Below are 19,607 nucleotides of genomic sequence, written 5' to 3' on the forward strand. Positions count from 1 at the left end.
AAGTGAAGGAATACCTGAACATATGCCCCGAATTCCTCTATATGTTCAACGGCCAGGACGCCAACAAGGACTTCCTCAGCAACGGTTACAGCAAGCTCGGTTATGAGGCCATAGGCGGTTTGACCATGATTCTGACGTTCTGATTATTGAATTGAATGGATTTTCTTTAAAATGTGGATGGGGCAAGTACACATATCCCATCCACATTTTTATGAAAGATTACCTCGAAAAGCTGAGCTGTCGGTGAGCGTCATAACGTGGAAAAAGTCTGCGCAATCTCGAGGCTCAATTTTCCAAGCGCGCTGCTCATGCCGGCCACGTAATCATTGTAATCAGACCCCTTCAGATCCTCGGAGATTATCGTTTTTTTAACGAGTAAGGTTTTTTTTGTGTCATTATCGATGATTATCCAGCCGGCCTTCAGCATTACGCTTTTGCCAAGTGTCCCATCAAACTGCTGGATATCGAGGATAAGCTGATATGAAGAATTGATCCTCCGGCCAAGCTCGTATGGGACAACAGTCATTGATGGGAGAAGAGTCGCCATGTTATCCGTCAGGGTTCTTACGAGGTTGTCATTCAGACTGCCCGCCCACCTGTCATATTCTGATATGATAACGGCGTTCTTACCTGATAATGTGGCAATCTGCGGCCTGTTAAGGACAACAGGGATGGTGATCGGGCCAACACTGATGGTTTTGTTCTGAAAAGATGGATTAAGAGTCTTGAGGTCTTCCGCCGAAGAGGGGCTGAGCCTGTAGAATCTTGACGGCTGTGAAAAACTGCAACCTTCAATGCTGTACAGAAAAATCATCAAAAGGATAAAAGAGAATTTCTTCATTTGCCTTCTCCTTTTATTTTCTCCTTACCTCTAAGGAGCGATTCAGGGTGACGCTCAAGATAATCAGCCAGGGATCTCATGGATGCGGCTATTTCACTGAATTCTCTTAAAGTGTCTTCGGCCTGATAGGACACCTCTGTATTTTCGGACATGAAACGGTTTATGGCGGCAAGGCTGTCGTCCACTTTTTTCAGTGTATCCTGGGCCTTTTCTATAGTCTGTCTTGCGTCCGATGCTATCTGACCGGGAGTTCCCTCCTCCATGGCAAGCGTCTTCTGGGCCTGGATCATTGTCTGCCTGGCTGCATCCGAAGTTTCTTTTACATTCTGAAGAAGCGGGATAATCTGCGAATCCATTTTCTGCAGAAGTTCATGCGCCGACTTGCCGGCAGCCATATATGAATGAAGTCCTTCTTTGGTTTCCGGAGAATTTATGAAATTTTCGATTCCTTCTATTGTTTTTATGAGCTTTTTCGCAGTCTCCTTCAGATTGAGGTCCTGGATCGCCTGGGTAAACAATTCAAGCTGTGTCGGTATTGTCGGGATCTCTTCGTAATCCTTGAGATACCTGTGATATACGGGTTTTATTTCAGGGAAGAAATCCAGAATGATTATTAGCTGAGATGTGACGATACTCTGGATTGTAAGCTGTGCCTTCAGGCCCTTTTTGATGAAAAATGAAATCTCATCAGGGGTTCCCATGATTGCCTTCATGGTGTCAAGACTCGTGATTGAATCCGGTTCCAGTTCGACAATAACGACACTGTGGAGCGCCTGATCATTTTTTGTATAAAAGAGTTTTATGTTTTTAACTGAACCCACCTGAACACCCTTGTAGTATACACCTGCTCCGGGGTTGAGCCCTCTGATTGACTCATCGAAATAGAGCGCATACGGATAAGTGCGTTTGAAAAATCTTCCCCCTGACAATATAATAACTGTTATAAGCATCAGGCTTATCGCACCCACAACAAAAAGTCCGATCAGTTTAAAGTTTGCCCGTTTGCTCATGATAATTCTCCTTTTATAAAGTGGCATTCATTGTATGTCTTCACACATCACCTCTGAAATGGACATGCTTTCGGCCCTGGTGAGGAAACTCCTCACGGTGAGATTTTTCGATTCCTTGAGCAGCTGTTTGGGGTCTCCCCTGGCAATCATGGTTTTCGTTGCCGCATCAAGAAATATCGAATTGGTTCCAATGGTGAAAATGCTCGATAGCTCATGCGTCACTACAACAATTGTCGTACCGAGGCTGTCTCTTATCTGCAGGATCAGTTCATCCAGCAGCCTTGAACTTATCGGGTCCAGTCCGGCGGAAGGTTCATCAAAGAACAGGATCTTCGGGTCGAGTGCCATTGCCCGGGCAAGTCCTGCGCGTTTTTTCATGCCGCCGCTGATTTCACTTGGATAATAATCTCCAAATCCCTTGAGCCCTACCATTGCAAGTTTGAGTGCGGCAATCTCGTATATTTCTCTTTTTGTAAGCCGCGTGAATTCCTCAAGCGGCAGTGCGATGTTTTCCGCAAGTGTCATTGAACTCCATAGCGCACTGCTCTGATAAAGAATTCCAAAGGATCTCATTATGCTTTCCTGTACATCAGGATCGCATTTATAAAAATCGATACCATCATAGTAGATATTTCCTATTTCAGGTTTCCTGAGGCCAATCATATATTTCAACAGAGTGCTTTTCCCGCATCCGCTGCCCCCCATTATGATAAATATATCGCCCCTGTTGATGGTAAAGTTCAGATTGCTTTGAAGTACATAATCTCCATATGCCATTGTGAGGTTTTCAACTCTTATATGTTCCGTTGAATTTTCAGTCTTCATTCTCATATCCCCAGAACCGCACATATATAAGTAATGAATGCGGTTGCAACGACTATACTCACAATACCGGTTACGACAGCCGAGGTTGTAGATTTGCCGACTGAGGCGGCACTCCTTTCGCAATGCAGACCCTTGTAGCACCCTGTTGTGGAAATAAGGAATCCGAACACGGTACTCATGATCAGTCCAATCCAGAGATCTTTGAACCGGATGGCGTTAACGGTCTGGTGGTAATATGATGCAAAACTGATATCAAACATCGTGGTTCCGACAATGAACCCGCCGAATATTCCGATGATATTAGCATAAAGTGATAAAAGCGGAATTGCTATCGTGAGCGCGATTACCCTCGGCAGAACAAGAAATTCAACAGGAGATATTCCCAGTGTTCTTAAGGCATCGATCTCCTCATTGGTCTCCATCGTACCCAGATGCGCTGCATATGACGCGCCTGTCCTGCCGGCCATTATTATGCCGGTCATTATTGCACCCATTGAACGGACAATCCCAATGCCTACCAGATTTGCAATGTATATCTGAGCCCCGAACAACTGCAGCTGAATTGATCCCACGAATGCAAGGATAAGGCCTATGAGCAGGCTTATGAGAGATACGATAGGCAGGGCATCTATGCTGCATTCCTGTATAATAACAAAAAAATCCCTTGCCCTGAAACGTGCCATGCCTGCAAAGAATCTGCCGAACGAAACGATCAGTTCCCCTGTGAAGATGAAGAAATCCCCGATAGAGCTCCAGAATCCATAGGACTTGTTTCCCAGCAATTCCAGAAAGGGAATCTTGATGCTGTCATGCCTTACGCCTGTTTTCTCGGGGACAGCCAATGCAAGCTTGATCAGACCTGCAATCTCAGGCGGCAGGTCGTTCTGATTGGATTTGATTCCCAGTTTGCGGGTATATTCAAGAATATCTATTATAAAGACTATCAGGGCGCTGTCCCAGTCTGTAATTCCTGACAATTCCAGTTTAATACCCGATACGGGTTTGTTCTCGTCGAAGAGTGTTTTGACAGCGGAGAAATCAGGGATCCCTGAAGCGCTCTTCCATTCACCAGATAGAGTCAGAATCAGAGTATTGTCAGCAAGCTTATTAATTTCATAATTGTTCTTCATATTCATTATAAACTAACATCGACCTTTTATTTCCGGAATATTAGTATCATTTCATGTCGATGACATAAGGTTTGGAAAACCGGCAGCAAACGAGCTTGAAGCATGTCAATCAGGAGTCGGCGAGAAGGGTTCATGGGACTTGTTTCAGGCTGTTTGAAATTATCTTCTGAAGTGTCACCTGCTTATAAACAGACGGCAATTTATTTTTAATTTTTCTTTGATAATGTCCGATTATAGCTACTATGAACTCAGTTTTTTGCTGACAGATGAACCAAGGACAAAGAGTCTCTCTGCCGGAGGTTTTTAGATGGAGCTGGTTTTACTTCTGATAGCTGTTCCATTGATATCGGCTATCCTTGCAGCTGTTGTCCGACTCCACTCAATAAGGAATATCATCATCAGGGCGTCCTTTGTTTTAATGAGTTTAATTTCCATATATTTACTAGTAACAATGCTTAAAAGTGATACGGTTTATTTTACTTTCAATTCGGATCTTATAAGCAAAACCATGTTTGTAATCGAGGCGGCAATCGCAGTTTTCATAATCTGTCTGGGGATTAAATACAGGAAATTTCTAGCCATTGTTTTTGTAACCATCCAGTTTTCTCTGTTGTCCTGGTATGAATATAAATTTTCTGGTCATTCGGATGACCTGCCGAGTTTTTTTATTGATAAGTTTTCAATCATAATGGCGCTTATAATAGGTATAATAGGCGGCCTGATATGTATCTATGCAATCGGATACATGAAAGATTATCATGCCCGTCATGCTGAAATCAAAGACAGACAGCCGGTATTCTTCTTCATCGTATACGTATTCCTTGCGGCAATGTTCGGAATAGTGTTTTTAAACAAACTGCCATGGCTCTTCTTCTGCTGGGAAATTACAACATTATGCTCATTCCTGCTTATCGGATACAGCAGGACCAGGGAGGCAACCGATAATGCATTCCTTGCGCTCACTATGAATCTTGCAGGAGGTGTTGCTTTTGCCCTTGCGATAATATGGCTGGCATCATCAGGAGTTGAGCCATGCCTCAGCGAGCTGATCAAATCTCCCAAAGGCACAGTAATGATACCGGTTGCGCTCATATGTTTTGCGGGCATGACGAAATCAGCCCAGCTGCCGTTTTCATCATGGCTTCTTGGAGCGATGGTTGCTCCAACCCCCACATCAGCGCTGCTCCATTCGAGTACAATGGTAAAGGCCGGTGTTTATATAATTATCAGACTGTGCCCTCAGTTAAACCATACCCTGACTGGCAGCATGCTGTCTTTGATAGGGGCTGTTACATTCCTTTTCGGGGCATTTATCGCCGTTTCGCAATCAAATGCCAAAAAGATACTGGCATGGTCAACGGTTTCAAACCTGGGGCTCATCGTGGCATGCGCCGGAATCGGCACATGGGAAACCGTATGGGCTGCTATTTTTCTAATAATATTCCATGCCGTTGCAAAGTCGCTCATGTTCCTTTGTGTCGGCACTGTTGAAAACCGGATCGGCAGCCGCGACCTTGAGGATATGGATAACATAATAGTCAGACTGCCGAAGCTCGCCGTGATGATGATAATCGGCATAAGCGGGATGTTCGTAGCCCCCTTCGGGATGCTTATCAGCAAGTGGGCGGCAATCAGAGCTTTTGTTGATGCTAACCGTATATTGAGTCCGATTCTTCTCATCATACTGGCATACGGAAGTGCCGTAACCGTTCTGTTCTGGTCAAAGTGGATCGGTAAAATGACATCTGCATATACTCACAGGACGGCAAGAGACCCGATGGAAGATGAGATTTCAGCAGATGAAAACTTCTCCCAGATGGTTCATGCCGTATTGACTGTATGCGTATGCATAATGTTTCCCCTCATCTCAACGGCTCTTGTCGAACCGTATATCATAAGCATATACGGACATTCATTTGACATAAACCGAAGCAATTTTGTCATAACCGGTATTATGGTCGCGCTAGTGATACTTCTGCCTGCCATCTCCGTTCCAAGACATAAGAGCCATTTCCGGTATGCAGCCCCTTATATGTCAGGACGGAATGAATATACGGGCAGAATATTTGACGGATCGATGGAGACGAAAAAACAGCTCGAACTCAGGAATTATTACCTCGGCAGGGTCTTCGGCGGGAAAAAAACAGAGAAGATAGGGACTGTTCTGGCGGCATGCCTGACAATCCTTCTGTTTGGAGTGAGCCTTATATGAAGCACTTCATTATAGCTGTTGCGTATGTCATTCTGGCTCCATTTATAGGAGGAATTCTGTTCGGGATTGACAGAAAGATAACGGCCAGGATGCAGAGACGGGTAGGGCCGCCGCTGCTACAGCCCTTTTATGATGTCCTCAAGCTCCTTATGAAAGACGTACAGGTTGTAAACAGGCTTCAGATCCCTGCCATCTTGTGCCACCTGGTATTTACGATTATAACCGGTTTCCTCTTTTTTGAAGGGAGCGATATCCTTCTGACAATGTTTGTTCTGACGCTCTCGGCAGTCTTTCTGATAATTGGCGCCTATTCTTCAAGCTCCCCTTTCAGCTTCCTGGGGGCAGAAAGGGAGCTGGTTTTAATGACTGCATATGAACCTATGGTACTGCTCACGCTTATCGGGATCTATAAGGTCGTGGGCAGTTTCAGCCTCTATGGCATCATCAGTACCGGCATTCCACTGATCATTTATCTTCCCGGAATTTTTATCGGTTTCGTATATATTTTCACGATGAAGCTGAGAAAATCGCCGTTTGACATATCAGCATCACACCATGCACATCAGGAAATTGTAAGGGGTCTTACCTCTGATTTCTCAGGACTGACTCTTGCCATGATTGAAATGGCCCACTGGTATGAAACGGTTTTCCTGCTTGGCCTCATATATGTATTTTTTGCATTCAATCCGTTAGCCGGGGTACTGATTGTAATCGCGTCTTATTTTCTGGAGATACTTGTTGACAACACATTTGCCCGGTTCAAATGGGACAAGATTCTTAATGAGGCGTGGTTGGTAGCCCTGATTCTGGGTGGCGGCAATATTGTCGCACTTTATGTAATTACAAGAGGTTAAGATGTCTTTTTTAACAAAATCACCATGGCTGCTTCATTATGACGGATCAAGCTGCAATGGATGCGATATAGAGGTTCTTGCCTGCCTTACGCCGTTATACGACATTGAAAGATTCGGCATCATCAACACCGGAAACCCTAAGCATGCAGATATTTTTCTTTTAACAGGATCGGTTAACTTTCAGAACATGGATATAATCAGAAACCTGTATTCTCAGATTCCCGACCCCAAGGTTGTTGTCGCTGTCGGCATATGTGCCTGTTCAGGCGGCATCTTTGCCGAGTGCTATAATGTTCTGGGAGGTGCCGACAAGGTGATACCGGTGGATGTGTATGTGCAGGGATGCGCGGCCAGACCTGAAGCGATAATAGATGGTGTGGTAAAGGCACTTGGCATCCTGGACAGGCGTTATAAGGATCTTAAAAAGATCAAGGTGGCTTCATGAGAGCTGATAAGAAAATCATCGAGATAGAAATCGGGAACTTGATTGGCAAGATCTGCAACATGAAAGAAGCAGATGCGCGTCTGGTGCAGATATGCTGCGTGAAGGAACCTTCAGGTCAGGGTCATTTCGAATTGCATTATACGTTTGACATCAGATATCAGCTGACGAGCTACAAGGTAACAATAGAAACGGAAACAGAAATCCCAAGCATAACAGGTATATATCCCTGCGCCTTTCTTTATGAAAATGAGATGCACGATCTTTACGGCATCAGAATAAAGGACATCAATATCGATTATAAAGGTACATTTTACAAACTGGCCAAGCCGAGACCTTTCAATCCGGAACCCGATAAACATAATGAAGCTACAGGTAAAACGGAGCGAGCAGATGGAAAACAAAGCTGATATAAAACGAACAACCATTCCATTCGGTCCGCAGCATCCTGTTCTGCCCGAGCCGATTCATTTCGATTTTGTTCTAGATGACGAGACGGTAATCGATATTGTTCCTTCTATCGGCTATATACATCGCGGTTTGGAGATGCTGGTTCAGAAAAGGGAATATACGGAATTTGTATATGTGGCGGAACGCATATGCGGGATTTGCAGCTTTATTCACGGGATGGGATATTGTGAGGCTATAGAAGAAATTATGAAAGTGGAAATTCCTCCCAGGGCAAAATATCTGAGGGTGATCTGGGGTGAACTTTCAAGGATTCACAGTCATCTGCTTTGGTTAGGGCTTGCAGCGGATGCATTCGGTTTTGAAAACCTTTTCATGCAGGCATGGCGCGCTCGTGAAACAATACTCGATATTGTTGAAGAGACGACAGGAGGACGCGTTATCTTCGGGGCATGCAAAATAGGCGGAGTGAGAAGGGATATTGATCCTGAAATGCTGAAAAGGATTGTCAACACTCTTGCCGGATTTGAAAAGGATATCAGGGGAATCTCGGATATCTTCCTTAATGACAGTTCCGTCAAACACAGGCTTTGCGGAATAGGTGTCCTCTCGAAGGAAGATGCCTGCTCAGCCGGAGCGGTCGGTCCCATGCTCCGTGCAAGCGGCGTTGAATTTGACTGCAGAAGGCTTGGTTATGATGCATACCCGGATATAGATTTTGAAATAATTACAGCCAGTGAAGGCGATTGCTATGCAAGATGCAAGGTTCGTATCGGTGAGATATTCCAGTCGTTAGGGATAATCAGGCAAGCAGCAGGAAAGATTCCTGCAGGGGAAATTTCGGTACAGGTAAAAGGCTCTCCTGATGGGGAGGCGTTTGTCAGATTCGAGCAGCCAAGGGGTGAAGTAGTCTATTTCGCAAAGGGAAACGGGACAAAATTTCTAAGCCGGTTCAGGGCGAGGACACCCACATTTGCAAATATACCTGCAATGATTAAGGTCATGAAAGGATGCAATTTTGCAGATGTTCCCAGCATCATACTAACGATAGACCCTTGCATCAGCTGTACAGAGAGGTAGAAGATGCCCTATTTCATAATGGCCGGCAGGACAATGAAGAACCTGTTCATGAAACCTTCGACAAGGCTCTATCCTTCCCGGAAGAGGCAGAGCTTTTCTGCAACGAGGGGCCATATTGATATTGACGGTGAAAAATGTATTTTCTGCGGGATATGCCAGAAGAAATGCCCTACAGGGGCCATATCTGTTGCACGCAAGGAAAAAACATGGGAAATCGAAAGGCTCAGGTGCATCGCCTGCGGCTGTTGTGTCGATGCTTGCCCGAAGAGCTGCCTTTCAATGAAGGGTTTATATTCATTACCTGTAACAGAGGCCGAGGTGGCCCAGACAAGATATGAAATAAATGGAGTTGAAACAGAAAAGACTGTTGAACCTGAAGCAGAAAAGAGTTGATGCTGTAAGGGAAGTATTCTTATGCGCATTAAATAAGAAAAAGGAAATTCCTTTTATAAAAGGAATTTCCTTTATTTCATTATCAATTCAAATTCGAATTTATTCAGCGGAGGTTGATTTCCTGCTTCTTTTTTTTGCAACAATGCCAGCGGCCAACATTCCAACTCCGATGAGTGTCATCGTGGCCGGCTCGGGAACCGGAGCCGGAGCTGGAGCCGGAGCAGCAGGATTGTATGTCAATTCGGCGTCTGCACCGTTAACGTAGAAGTCTGAAGCCAGAAGTCCGGTATTTTCAACCCTGACAACTATCTGGCCATTGATAAACCTTGCTGTAAATAATAAATCCATATCATCGATTTCCCTGCTCATAACTTCCTGGCCATTGATAAAGGCCCTTCCGTATTCAAGCCATATATCTCCATCATCTCTGAATTTGATTGTAAGTTTTCCGGTTAAAGGTGAGTCATCAGCAGGCGGATCAAATGTAAAAGTATGTGACCATTCGATAAAGTCGCCGCTGTTTTCAAGGTGATGAACATGGCCGCTGCCGTATGAAATCAGCTTGCCTGTTCCATTGCCCGTGGATATTGTATCGCCTGGATTATCTCCGAAACTGATACTGTTTTTGAGTGTGATTGGAGCTGCTAGAGCAGAACCGGCCATAATGAAAATCATTGCTGTCAATGCTGCAAACACTTTTTTCATTTAAAAAACCTCCGTTGTTTTTCGTATGATGAATTTAATCTAATAACTTACTAGCAACAGGCATGCCTGAATTTGAAAGATGATGGATTAAAAAAAATAATAGCATGTAACTATCGGTTATTGCTGAATTAGATGATTATGAAAAACAGCTTGAAGATCCGGATAGGAAGAATTTAATGAAAAAATATCAGATAAAATATGATGATTGCAGTGAAATATTTCACATTGATAGAAAAACATTCTCCACTTTATCTGTACTTTCTTTGTGTATGACACTGCTGATATTTAAAAATCACCTTACAATGAACATATATTCAATCTTGAAATCACCTTGCGGCAGACCTTCCATGCTGGATGTTATTGAGAGTACAATCTCTTTAGAATCAGTGGAATCCGGTGTCTTAAATTCAATCGGGTATGTCATGTTAAAGCCATGCCTGACTTTTAATGTGAACGTGTTTCCGGCAATCACATCACCTGTTGTTTTATCCGTGACAGACCATGTGATTGTCTGGGGTGTGTCAGCAATGAAAGAATCATTCGTGATCACAAGATTACGTTTAATTTTTTTTGAGGCAGGTAGAACAACCGGGCCGAATGTCCCGTCAGGGTTGGATTTTGTCCTGGTATAGTCATAATCGAAGACAGCAACAGGGTGGCATGATTCTTTAATGTTTTTTACCAGCATGTCTTTCTGTTCCTGAGTGTACAGCATATGGTAATAAAGTTCTGTCGGGTGCTCTTTTCCCTGCGGGTCAAAGAAGTGCCAGGCCCAGTTCATCTTATATGGCCGCATATCGGAAAAACCCAGTATTCTCATTGCGCGGATAGCCATGCCCTGCATTGCCTTTGCCTGGTCCGGCGTTTGTTTTGTCCAGTCACGGTGGCGTACAACCATTGTTTCGCCCACCCCGCATGGCACATCTTTAACCAGGAAAGGCCTGAAGTTGCATATCGCATCATCATACCACTCAATGTTGGGATCATCAGTAAACAGCAGCCCTGTGAGCGACGGGTAATGCCAGTTGACGGTCTCGGGTTTGAATCCGGAAAGCCTTAAAAGTCCGGAATCTCCATCCCAGTTGACCGGACGCGGTTCAGTGAATGTGCTGTCGGGTTTTTTTATGGTATCAGACTCTTTTGCCGGGTATTGCAGCTTGTATATCTGGCACAGTGTTAGATCGAGAATGTATAAAAACATCTCGTTTTCCAGAGACCACATAACAATCGAAGGATGATTTCTTTCAGCCCTGACCCATGCGTCAATCCAGGTGGCGCTGTTTTTCAAATATTCAAAATTAAACCAGGATAAAGGCGGTATGATATCAATGCGTGCATATACGGCAGTTTCTGATATGACGAGGATTCCAAGCTCGTCGCATAAATCATAGACAGATTCTTCAGGGGGCGCCTGATGAAAACGGATTGTATTGATATTCAGATCCTTTATTCTTCCAAGAGTATCCCGTGCGGTGTCGGCCGAGAAATATTTCAAAGCCCAGTACCTCGGACGTGATGCCTGATCATCGACATTATCGCCGATCAGATTCATGCGCATTCCATTGAGCATGAAATTGCCGTTTTCTATCCAGACCTCTCTGAAGCCGAAGCGGTCTTCCCTTAAATCGACAGGAATTCCTGTTTCGTCAATCAGAAGAGTGCGAAGCGTATAGAGATATGGATTAACCGGAGACCAGCATATCGGATCATTCCACTTTTCCACAACTGCAGTTTTTATGCTTGAGCGGGCAGGAACGATCACTTTTTGAGCTTTTGTCTCTATTGAGGTATCACCGTTGCGGTTTATCGCCCGGCTTATTACCCAGACGATCTTGTCAGTATCGAGTGTATTGGTTATCGTGTGTTCAAGGACAAGCTCTTTCTGCCTGGTGGAAGTGACTATAAACGTATCATCAATATAAACCGATGGCATGGTCTTAATAGCCACGGGTCTGTAAAGCCCTGTAATATCCGTATGGCTGTAGTATCCTGAAGGCCAGTTTGGGTGAGTCGTGCCGCCTTTCATCAATGCGGAACCGTCGGTCAGTTCAACCCTTAATCTGTTGATGCCCCTTTTTACAGCCCCGGAAACATCGAAAGAAACCTTCATATACGGACCAGTATGAGTTCCGCAATATATATCATTAAGATAAACATCGGCCTTGTGATGAATAGATTCGAATTCAATCTTTGTTACCGCTCCCGGCTCGGGAATATCGATATCTCTAAGATATGTACCTTTATGGATTTTTCTTTTTTCCCAGTTTACTCCTTCAATTATATCAAGCTGGTAATCAGGCGTACCGTCAAGATAACCCGGAAAGCTTTTGTATCCTTCCCATTTGGGATATGCCTCCCAGAATCCGGGCACGGTCACTTCACGCGGTTCATATCCTTCAGGGATGAATGTCCACGTGCCATTCAGACTGTTTTCCGATCTCAAAGCTTTACCGGGTTCCTGCCATTGGGGAGTGATGTAAGTTTTGGCATTGTTCAATCCGGAGTCAGTTTCATTCATTTCATCGGCAACCAAAGGGTCATAGCTGTTGCTGGAACAGGAGGCAAGGATAAGAACCGAAACTAGAAAACACAAAGATATTATATGGTATATTCTTGAAAAAATTACGTTCTTCATTTCTTCATTCTCCTCAAATTGTCATGGCATGTATGAATCTGATAAAATAAATAATAATATTTATTTAAAAATTGTCCACCTTGCAGTTGCAAATTTGATTGAATCCCTGCATACACCTTGCAGGGAGTTATATATGAAGGGTTTTCCTAAGTGGCTCGTAAAGACAAATTTTTTCCTGGCAGTGCCGATTGTAAATTTTGGCAAAAAAGCCGGAAGTATTCCTTTAATTGAAAAAATTGTTAACCTGTTTTTTATAAAACCTTTCAATCAGGTAACAGCCGTTCCTATAAAGCATGTAGATATAAATGAAAGTATAGCTGCGGGAAGCTCTGCGTTGCCGCTTGCCGTAATTGAAAGGCTTATTGAATATGCCTCGCATGTCATGGTTCTCGATGAATGCGTATGCAGATCATATTACAAGAGAGATCTTAATGATATCGGCTGTATGGTCCTTGGAAAGGCGGCCCTTGATATCCATCCTTCAAACGGTCGTATTGTAAGTGTGGCTGAGGCAAAGGCTCATATAAGAAAAGCAGCGGATGCAGGTCTTGTGGCAAATGTAGCACATGTGTGGATTGATCCTGTGGGTTTTGGCGTTACAAGCTTTAAAAATATGCTTTTCATATGTTTCTGCGGACATGATTCATGCCTTTATACGGATAATCTTGATAAAAGATGTTCGAACCTTGACAAGGCTTATAAAAGACTGGACGGTATTTTTGTTTCTATTGACGAATCGCTGTGCTCGGGTTGCGGAATATGCGCTGAAAAATGTTTTGTTTCCGCAATCCGGATGAAAAACTATAAAGCTGTCATAAGTGATGTATGCAAAGGATGCGGAAGGTGCATCGATGAATGCCCTGAAAAAGCGATACGTCTTGAAACGGGAGATTTCGACAATGTTTTCAATCAGCTATTAAAACGGGTATCGAGCCTTGCAAATATAAGATAGGGTTCATTAAAGCTATTTCTTCTCTGCGGTTTTTACCTTATTAAAGATGACTGACGATATCTCATTAAAATTTCGGGATACCATGTATCTACGAAGTTCAAAGGGGTCGGGGTTTGAACTCAACGGCAATTCCACAGGGCCCCAGACTATTGTGAACGCGTATTTATAGCCTGCTTCCTTGAGTATCTTTTTCGCAGAATCGTTTCTTACACCGTTCGGATATATGAAGACTTCAATATTACGGTCTAACTTTTCCTGGAGCATTTTCTTTGGCTTGTAGATTTCATTTGTGAATGCTTTCTTGTCGGTGTTGAAAAGCTTTTCATTTAATGGAAGATGGTAATAGCCGTGAGATGCAATATCATAACCTTGATCGGATAGCCTTTTCAGTTCTTCCCAGTTTAATGCATAATCCTTTTTGCCGATGAGGTTGGGATAGATGCCTAGCAGAGGTTTGATCCCCATCGGTTTGAAAACCTTTTCATCAGCCTCGATGATGCTGCGGTTCCCGTCATCGATAGTGATAAGGATATTTTTCTGTCCTTTTACAAGCCCTTTTTCGATCTGCGAGAATGTAACGAACCGGTAGCCGTTGTTTTTGAGGTGGACCAGCTGATTTCTGAGCTCGCTGGTGGATACATCCGTTGGGATTTTATCTTTTCCATGAAATGAATGGTAGCATAGAACAAAGACACTTCCGCTTTCTGCATTTTGAGCCCCATGGAGAATAGGGTTATTCAGTGATAAAAATAAGAATACAGTTAAAATAAACAGAGATATTTTGATTTTCATTACTGTGATAAATCATGGAATAGAAGTCCATGCAACAGGGATTATGTTAATATTTTCATTGTGTTTTATATTACCGGACATGTCAAAAAACATGCTTGCAATATGAATCATGATTCATTAGTATTACCGCTTATTATTGGGGAGTGGGCATTGATGGAAAATCCAAAGAAAGATAAATCGATTCTGCAGATGGCTGACCTTGTAACAATGGGTATGGCCATGGTGCTGTGTATTGTAATGGGGCTTGTTGTAGGAATATATCTTGACAAATGGATGCAGACCGAACCGATATTTACCTTGGTGTTCATATTCGGGGGAATTCTTGCAGGTTTCAGGATCATGTACAAGACTTATATGAAGTTTTTTGCCCAGGAAAAATCAAGGGAATCCCAAAATGATACAGACAATGACTAAGGAACCATCAATAAACAATGTTATATATCTTACCATTGCCGTTTGGCTTGGGATGTGTCTGTTGAGCCTTCCCATCGGCGGATGGGATTATGCTCTCGGTATATTTGTAGGCGGTGCAGTAGTATTTGTAAATTTCAACTGGATGCACTCCCAGGCCGTAGCCGCGGTTACCATGAGCAGGAAGAAAGCCAGTATATACATGGTAATCAAATATTTCTTAAGGCTCGGCGTGACGGCAGTAATCATATACGCATTGATGGTTTATACGAGAGTCAAGATTCCGGCTCTGCTTATTGGCATATCAACAGTCGTTATAAGCATATTTGCTTATATGGGCTTCTCGATAATATTCAACAGAGGGGAGTAGTATTATGGAACATGGTTTTCTATGGCTTAATTTTATCACCGGTCCTTTAACCGAGTTTTTCAACCATCTCTTCAATACCGCTGATCCGGCAACTTCCAGTTTCTTCAGGGACAGCAATAATTATAATCAGGTTGTTTATATGTGGCTCTACATGCTGTTTCTTACCCTGATGGGATTTCTTGCTACCAGAGCGATAAAAATGGTTCCCGGTGCGCTTCAGAATTTCATGGAAGTTGTTGTTGACGGCCTCAGAGGACTTCTAATTGATAATATGGGTCCTCATGGAATGATATTCTTCCCTCTTATTGCAACAATTGCAGTTTTCATATTCACTGCAAACATGGCGGGTATCATCCCCGGGTTCTTTTCTCCTACAGCTAATATGAATACGAATGCCGCAATGGCGCTTACGGTTTTTGTGCTGACGCATATTGTCGGGGTCCGTATACATGGCTTCAAGTACCTGAAACAGTTCATGGGGCCGGTATGGTGGATGGCGCCGATTATGATACCTATCGAACTTATCGGACACCTGGCGCGCCCTCTGTCCCTTACAATGCGTCTTTTCGGTAATATTGCAGGAGAGGACCTTGTCCTCGGCGTTCTTCTTCTGCTTGTACCATATGTCGTACCGTTGCCATTCCTTGCACTTATGATCTTTACTTCGGTGCTGCAGGCATTTGTATTTTCACTTCTTGCAATGATGTACATTAGCGGTGCAATGGAAGAAGCACATTAATTCTAAAATTGAAAAATATATCTGGGAGGAAAGGTTTATGAAAAAAGTTTTTCGTGTTGCAGGGTTGGTAGGGTTGTTTGTCTTGGCCGGAACATCAGTGGTTATGGCTGCTGGAACTGCAGCAAGCCCTGAAGCGATCAGCTTTTTCAGCTGGTGTGCAGTGGCCGCAAGTATCGGAATGGGAATAGCTTCTTTTGGAACCGGTATTGGCCAGGGGCTTGGCGTACGCGGTGCATGCGAAGGCGTGTCAAGAAATCCAGAAGCATCCGGCAGGATCATCACGGCGCTTGTTCTCGGTCTGGCCATGATGGAATCACTGGCTATTTATGCCCTTGTTATCGAGCTTATCCTTCTCTATGCTAACCCGTTCCTTAAGTATGTGATTGCTGCCTAAGATTAAGAAAAAGATTCAGAAACCATAAGGCATGCCGTCCTCTAGACGGCATGCCTTTTTTATTTCAATTATCCTTTGATTATCCCCATCGGTTTTAATTTTGCAATCTTTATGGCAACATCTGCACCGGTCATTGTATCCACAACCTTTGACACATCCTTGTAAGCATCAGGCATTTCCTCGACAACCGTGGCGCGAGATGCCGCGATAATGTGAACTCCTCTTAGTTTCAAGCCATCGACTACGGCCCTTTCATTTGCGTGTCTTTTTGCTTCGCTTCTTGACATCAGCCTGCCGGCTCCATGGCATGCGCTGAAGTAGGTATCTTCCGCTTTTTCAGATCCAACCAGTATATATGATTCTCTTCCCATATCGCCCGGTACAAGAACCGGTTGTCCTGTATTGATATATTTATACGGGAGCCTTCTGTCGCCGGGCAGCAAGGCCCTGGTTGCTCCTTTCCTGTGTATGCACACTTCGATCTCCCGCCCCCCGGATTTCACTTTTTCAATTTTAGCTATATTGTGGCAGCAGTCATAGAGCAGGTCCATGCCGAGTTTTTCAAAGCTTTTTGAGAAGATATTTTCGAAGCATTCTCTAATAAGAAATGTGATGATTTCTCTGTTTGCAAAGGCGAAGTTCGCCGCGGAGGCCATGGCGCCAAGATATTTTTTTGCCTCTGTTGAAAAAAGGGGAGCACATGCGAGCTGCCTGTCAGGAAGGGATATGCCTTCTCTTGCCGCAACGGCTATCATCTGATGTATGTAGTCGTCACATATCTGATGCCCGAGTCCCCTTGAGCCTGTATGAACCTGAACAACAACCTGTTTTTCAAAAAGTCCGAAAGCCCGGGCGACATCCTTGTCGAATATCTCATCAACGGTGTCGATTTCAATGAAATGATTGCCGGAACCCAGTGTCCCAAGTTCAGGAAGTCCTCTTTCAACTGCTTTTTTTGATACTGAATCCGGATCTGCACCTTTAATGCAGCCGTAATCTTCATGGCATTCGATGTCCTTTTCAGGAGCCATGCCCTGCCTGATCACCCAGGAAGAACCACTGACAAGGATTTGATTAAAATCCTGCAGGTTTATTTTTATTGCCTTGTTTTGTGATCCCACACCTGATGGCACGGTGATGAACAGTGAGGCAACAAGGCGTTCAATTACAGGGGAGACTTGTTCATGTGTCAGGTTTGTCTTTAAGCAGCGTATGCCGCAGTTAATGTCATATCCCACGCCTCCGGGAGATACGATTCCGTCATTCATTGAAAATGCCGCTACCCCTCCGATGGGGAAACCGTATCCCCAGTGAATGTCTGGCATTGCCATGGAAGGCCCCACAATACCCGGAAGGCATGCTACATTTGCGACCTGGTTTACGGCCTGATCGTTCAGCAGATAATTTTCAATATCACTGTTTGCATATATTATCCCATGGGTATGCATTTTCCCGTGCCTTTCAATTTTAAGCCGGAAAGGGTCGATGCGTGTGGTTCTTACGTCTTTCATGTCAGCTGTTATACATCAAAAATGATGGTTGTTTCGTAAACATCGGGGTTTTTGATTATGTTGAGGTTATGATACGTGGCCGCCTTGATGTTCTCTTTGAGCGGTTTGCCGCCGTGAGCGCCCCTCACGGATACCCTGATACCGGTCTTTGAAAGACTTGTTATTTCAAATCCTGAAACACGGAAATCCCTTGTCTGAATTTCAAAGATAAGTGCGTTGAGAAATAATACGAGCAGGTCTTCGTAATCATATCCATCAACATTTATCCTGACGGTCTTTTCTGATAAAGCCGTGTCTGCACCGATCTCGATTACAAGCGCCCTGGCTGCTTCAAGAAAAAGATCTGGCATATTCGTTCCGGTTATCTTCAAACCGATGTCAGCGGTATGGTCTATTACTGAATAGGGCATGAAACATTAATCGGTATTATATCAGATAAGTATTAAAGTTCTTTGATTATGATCCTCAATTCCTCAAGGGCTCTTCTCCTGTGGCTGATCCTGTTTTTTTCATCTTGAGGCATCTCGGCAAATGTCAGCCCGGATGAGGGTTCCAGAAAAACAGGGTCGTAACCGAAACCTCCTGTTCCTGAAGGAGAGTCTGTTATAATGCCATGGCACTCGCCGCTTGCGGTTATGATTCGCCCGTCTGTCAGGGCAAGTGCGAGGACACAGACAAATTTCGCCTTTCTGTCCTTTTTCCCTTCCATGAGACCAAGGAGCTTCATGATGTTTTTTGCATCTGTTGCACCGGCACCGGAAAACCTGGCCGAGATTACCCCCGGCATACCGCCTAGCGCGTCAACACACAGGCCTGAGTCGTCAGCAAGGACATTCATTCCGGATATGTCCCTTATGGCTGTGGCTTTTTTTATGGCGTTTTCTTCAAAGGTAAGGCCGTCTTCCAGGACATCTGATTTTATCCCTATCTCATCGGGGGAGACGATTGTCAGGTCATCATTCTCAAGGATTTCACGGATTTCTCTCAGCTTTCCTTTGTTGCCTGTTGCTGCAAGAATTTTCATTTGATAAGGATCAGTCCCTTACCTGAAGGCAGCGACCTGCTTTTCCATGAGTTCACGGATACCTTTTTCAGCGAGGTCGAGCATTTCGAGAAGGTCTTCTTTTGAAAAGGGCTGGCCTTCGGCTGTACCCTGTACCTCGATTAGCCTGCCTTTTCCTGTCATTATGACGTTCATATCAACTTCCGCCTTTGAGTCCTCATTATAATTGAGGTCCAGCATAGGTGTTCCTTCGAAAATTCCGACAGAAATGGCTGCCACCTGGTCGATCATGGGATTTCGCGATATCAGGCCCTGCTTCATCAAAGCCCTTACTGCATCATCAAGCGCAACCCATGCGCCGGTAATGGAGGCTGTCCTTGTCCCCCCGTCCGCCTGGAGGACGTCGCAGTCTATCCATATGGTCTTTTCACCGAGAAGTCTTGTATCTATGGCCGCCCTTAAGGACCTTCCGATTAGCCTCTGGATTTCATGAGTCCTTCCGCCTACTTTTCCCCGGGAAGATTCCCTTGTGCTTCTGGGGTTTGTTGAAGATGGAAGCATTCCATATTCGGCGGTAACCCATCCGGTTCCTGTATTTTTTATGTGAGGCGGGACCTTTTCTTCCATATTTGCGGCACAGATTACCTTCGTATCGCCCATCTCGATAAGGCATGAGCCCAGGGCATGCTTGCTGTAACCTCTTGTAATACTTACCTGTCTTATCTGATCGGGTTCCCTGCCATCATATCTTTTGGAGACCTTTGGAGTGGTTACGCCTTTGTTTTTAAGTATTTCTTCAATGGACGCCATATGCTTCCTGCCCCTTCGTTTGGTCTAAAGGTCATACTGTATAGATGCATGATGTGTCAACGGCAGATAGATTCTTGACACTTACAGGGT

General features: G+C 44.2%; 22 protein-coding genes. 11 read left to right on the forward strand and 11 right to left on the reverse strand.

The genetic code is table 11. The annotated features are described in order from the left end of the window. Positions 1 to 250: 250 nt before the first annotated feature. Genes VIS94_03555 through VIS94_03570 form a run of 4 tightly spaced genes read right to left on the reverse strand, consistent with a single transcriptional unit; the run spans position 251 to position 3,806 of the window. Entirely contained in the window at positions 251 to 841 is a 591-nt protein-coding gene (locus VIS94_03555; GenBank protein ID HEY9160144.1) for a PqiC family protein, read from the reverse strand. Next, a complete protein-coding gene (locus VIS94_03560) occupies positions 838 to 1,851 on the reverse strand; it encodes an MlaD family protein (GenBank protein ID HEY9160145.1) in 1,014 nt (337 codons plus the stop codon). The genes VIS94_03555 and VIS94_03560 overlap by 4 nt, the downstream gene beginning before the upstream one ends. 27 nt (positions 1,852 to 1,878) lie before the next feature. After that, on the reverse strand, positions 1,879 to 2,676 hold the full coding sequence (locus VIS94_03565; protein ID HEY9160146.1) for an ATP-binding cassette domain-containing protein: 798 nt from the start codon (positions 2,674 to 2,676) through the stop codon (positions 1,879 to 1,881). A 2-nt stretch (positions 2,677 to 2,678) separates the two neighbouring features. Then, positions 2,679 to 3,806 (reverse strand): ABC transporter permease, encoded by a 1,128-nt coding sequence (locus tag VIS94_03570; GenBank protein ID HEY9160147.1) that lies wholly within the window; start codon positions 3,804 to 3,806, stop codon positions 2,679 to 2,681. A gap of 307 nt (positions 3,807 to 4,113) precedes the next feature. On the opposite strand from VIS94_03570, the gene VIS94_03575 reads away from it, so the two are divergent. Genes VIS94_03575 through VIS94_03600 form a run of 6 tightly spaced genes read left to right on the forward strand, consistent with a single transcriptional unit; the run spans position 4,114 to position 9,195 of the window. Continuing rightward, positions 4,114 to 6,018, forward strand: coding sequence for a proton-conducting transporter membrane subunit (locus VIS94_03575; protein ID HEY9160148.1), 1,905 nt, complete (start codon positions 4,114 to 4,116; stop codon positions 6,016 to 6,018). Continuing rightward, entirely contained in the window at positions 6,015 to 6,872 is an 858-nt protein-coding gene (locus VIS94_03580; protein ID HEY9160149.1) for a complex I subunit 1 family protein, read from the forward strand. The genes VIS94_03575 and VIS94_03580 overlap by 4 nt, the downstream gene beginning before the upstream one ends. Position 6,873: 1 nt before the next feature. Beyond that, positions 6,874 to 7,317 (forward strand): NADH-quinone oxidoreductase subunit NuoB, encoded by a 444-nt coding sequence (gene nuoB, locus VIS94_03585; GenBank protein HEY9160150.1) that lies wholly within the window; start codon positions 6,874 to 6,876, stop codon positions 7,315 to 7,317. Further along, positions 7,314 to 7,724: an NADH-quinone oxidoreductase subunit C gene (locus VIS94_03590; protein HEY9160151.1), complete on the forward strand. Its 411-nt coding sequence runs from the start codon at positions 7,314 to 7,316 to the stop codon at positions 7,722 to 7,724. The genes nuoB and VIS94_03590 overlap by 4 nt, the downstream gene beginning before the upstream one ends. Continuing rightward, positions 7,708 to 8,802, forward strand: coding sequence for a nickel-dependent hydrogenase large subunit (locus VIS94_03595; GenBank protein HEY9160152.1), 1,095 nt, complete (start codon positions 7,708 to 7,710; stop codon positions 8,800 to 8,802). Before VIS94_03590 ends, VIS94_03595 begins: the two co-directional genes overlap by 17 nt. 3 nt (positions 8,803 to 8,805) lie before the next feature. Next, complete coding sequence (locus VIS94_03600) at positions 8,806 to 9,195, forward strand: 4Fe-4S dicluster domain-containing protein (GenBank protein ID HEY9160153.1); 390 nt, start codon at positions 8,806 to 8,808, stop codon at positions 9,193 to 9,195. A 99-nt stretch (positions 9,196 to 9,294) separates the two neighbouring features. On the opposite strand, the gene VIS94_03605 is transcribed toward VIS94_03600, so the two are convergent. Continuing rightward, on the reverse strand, positions 9,295 to 9,900 hold the full coding sequence (locus VIS94_03605; protein ID HEY9160154.1) for a PEP-CTERM sorting domain-containing protein: 606 nt from the start codon (positions 9,898 to 9,900) through the stop codon (positions 9,295 to 9,297). A gap of 292 nt (positions 9,901 to 10,192) precedes the next feature. Then, positions 10,193 to 12,535 carry a glycoside hydrolase family 2 TIM barrel-domain containing protein gene (locus tag VIS94_03610; protein HEY9160155.1) on the reverse strand — a complete coding sequence of 781 codons (2,343 nt, stop codon included), beginning with the start codon at positions 12,533 to 12,535 and terminating at the stop codon, positions 10,193 to 10,195. 133 nt (positions 12,536 to 12,668) lie between these two features. Here VIS94_03610 and VIS94_03615 point away from each other — a divergent pair, with 133 nt between their 5' ends. Further along, a complete protein-coding gene (locus VIS94_03615; GenBank protein ID HEY9160156.1) occupies positions 12,669 to 13,487 on the forward strand; it encodes a 4Fe-4S binding protein in 819 nt (272 codons plus the stop codon). 12 nt (positions 13,488 to 13,499) lie between these two features. Here the strand turns inward: VIS94_03615 and VIS94_03620 are convergent, their stop codons facing one another. Then, complete coding sequence (locus VIS94_03620; protein ID HEY9160157.1) at positions 13,500 to 14,279, reverse strand: polysaccharide deacetylase family protein; 780 nt, start codon at positions 14,277 to 14,279, stop codon at positions 13,500 to 13,502. A 153-nt stretch (positions 14,280 to 14,432) separates the two neighbouring features. On the opposite strand from VIS94_03620, the gene VIS94_03625 reads away from it, so the two are divergent. The 4 genes from VIS94_03625 (at position 14,433) to atpE (ending at position 16,193) form a co-directional block, all read left to right on the forward strand. Beyond that, a complete protein-coding gene (locus VIS94_03625) occupies positions 14,433 to 14,693 on the forward strand; it encodes an AtpZ/AtpI family protein (GenBank protein ID HEY9160158.1) in 261 nt (86 codons plus the stop codon). Continuing rightward, positions 14,686 to 15,060: an ATP synthase subunit I gene (locus tag VIS94_03630; GenBank protein HEY9160159.1), complete on the forward strand. Its 375-nt coding sequence runs from the start codon at positions 14,686 to 14,688 to the stop codon at positions 15,058 to 15,060. The genes VIS94_03625 and VIS94_03630 overlap by 8 nt, the downstream gene beginning before the upstream one ends. A 4-nt stretch (positions 15,061 to 15,064) precedes the next feature. Further along, the gene (gene atpB / locus VIS94_03635) at positions 15,065 to 15,799 is read left to right on the forward strand and encodes a F0F1 ATP synthase subunit A (GenBank protein ID HEY9160160.1); all 735 of its coding nucleotides are present in this window, start codon (positions 15,065 to 15,067) and stop codon (positions 15,797 to 15,799) included. Between the two features lie 136 nt (positions 15,800 to 15,935). Further along, positions 15,936 to 16,193, forward strand: coding sequence for an ATP synthase F0 subunit C (atpE, locus tag VIS94_03640; protein ID HEY9160161.1), 258 nt, complete (start codon positions 15,936 to 15,938; stop codon positions 16,191 to 16,193). Positions 16,194 to 16,261: 68 nt separating this feature from the next. On the opposite strand, the gene VIS94_03645 is transcribed toward atpE, so the two are convergent. The 4 genes from VIS94_03645 to rph are packed head-to-tail and all read right to left on the reverse strand — an operon-like array spanning position 16,262 to position 19,517. Continuing rightward, positions 16,262 to 17,704 (reverse strand): RtcB family protein, encoded by a 1,443-nt coding sequence (locus VIS94_03645; GenBank protein ID HEY9160162.1) that lies wholly within the window; start codon positions 17,702 to 17,704, stop codon positions 16,262 to 16,264. 8 nt (positions 17,705 to 17,712) lie between these two features. Beyond that, positions 17,713 to 18,114, reverse strand: coding sequence for an archease (locus VIS94_03650; protein HEY9160163.1), 402 nt, complete (start codon positions 18,112 to 18,114; stop codon positions 17,713 to 17,715). A gap of 32 nt (positions 18,115 to 18,146) precedes the next feature. Then, positions 18,147 to 18,728, reverse strand: coding sequence for an XTP/dITP diphosphatase (locus tag VIS94_03655; protein ID HEY9160164.1), 582 nt, complete (start codon positions 18,726 to 18,728; stop codon positions 18,147 to 18,149). 18 nt (positions 18,729 to 18,746) lie between these two features. Next, entirely contained in the window at positions 18,747 to 19,517 is a 771-nt protein-coding gene (gene rph / locus VIS94_03660) for a ribonuclease PH (protein HEY9160165.1), read from the reverse strand. Positions 19,518 to 19,607 lie beyond the last annotated feature (90 nt).

It is taken from the genome of Desulfomonilia bacterium (assembly GCA_036567785.1).
Lineage (GTDB): Bacteria > Desulfobacterota > Desulfomonilia > UBA1062 > UBA1062 > DATCTV01.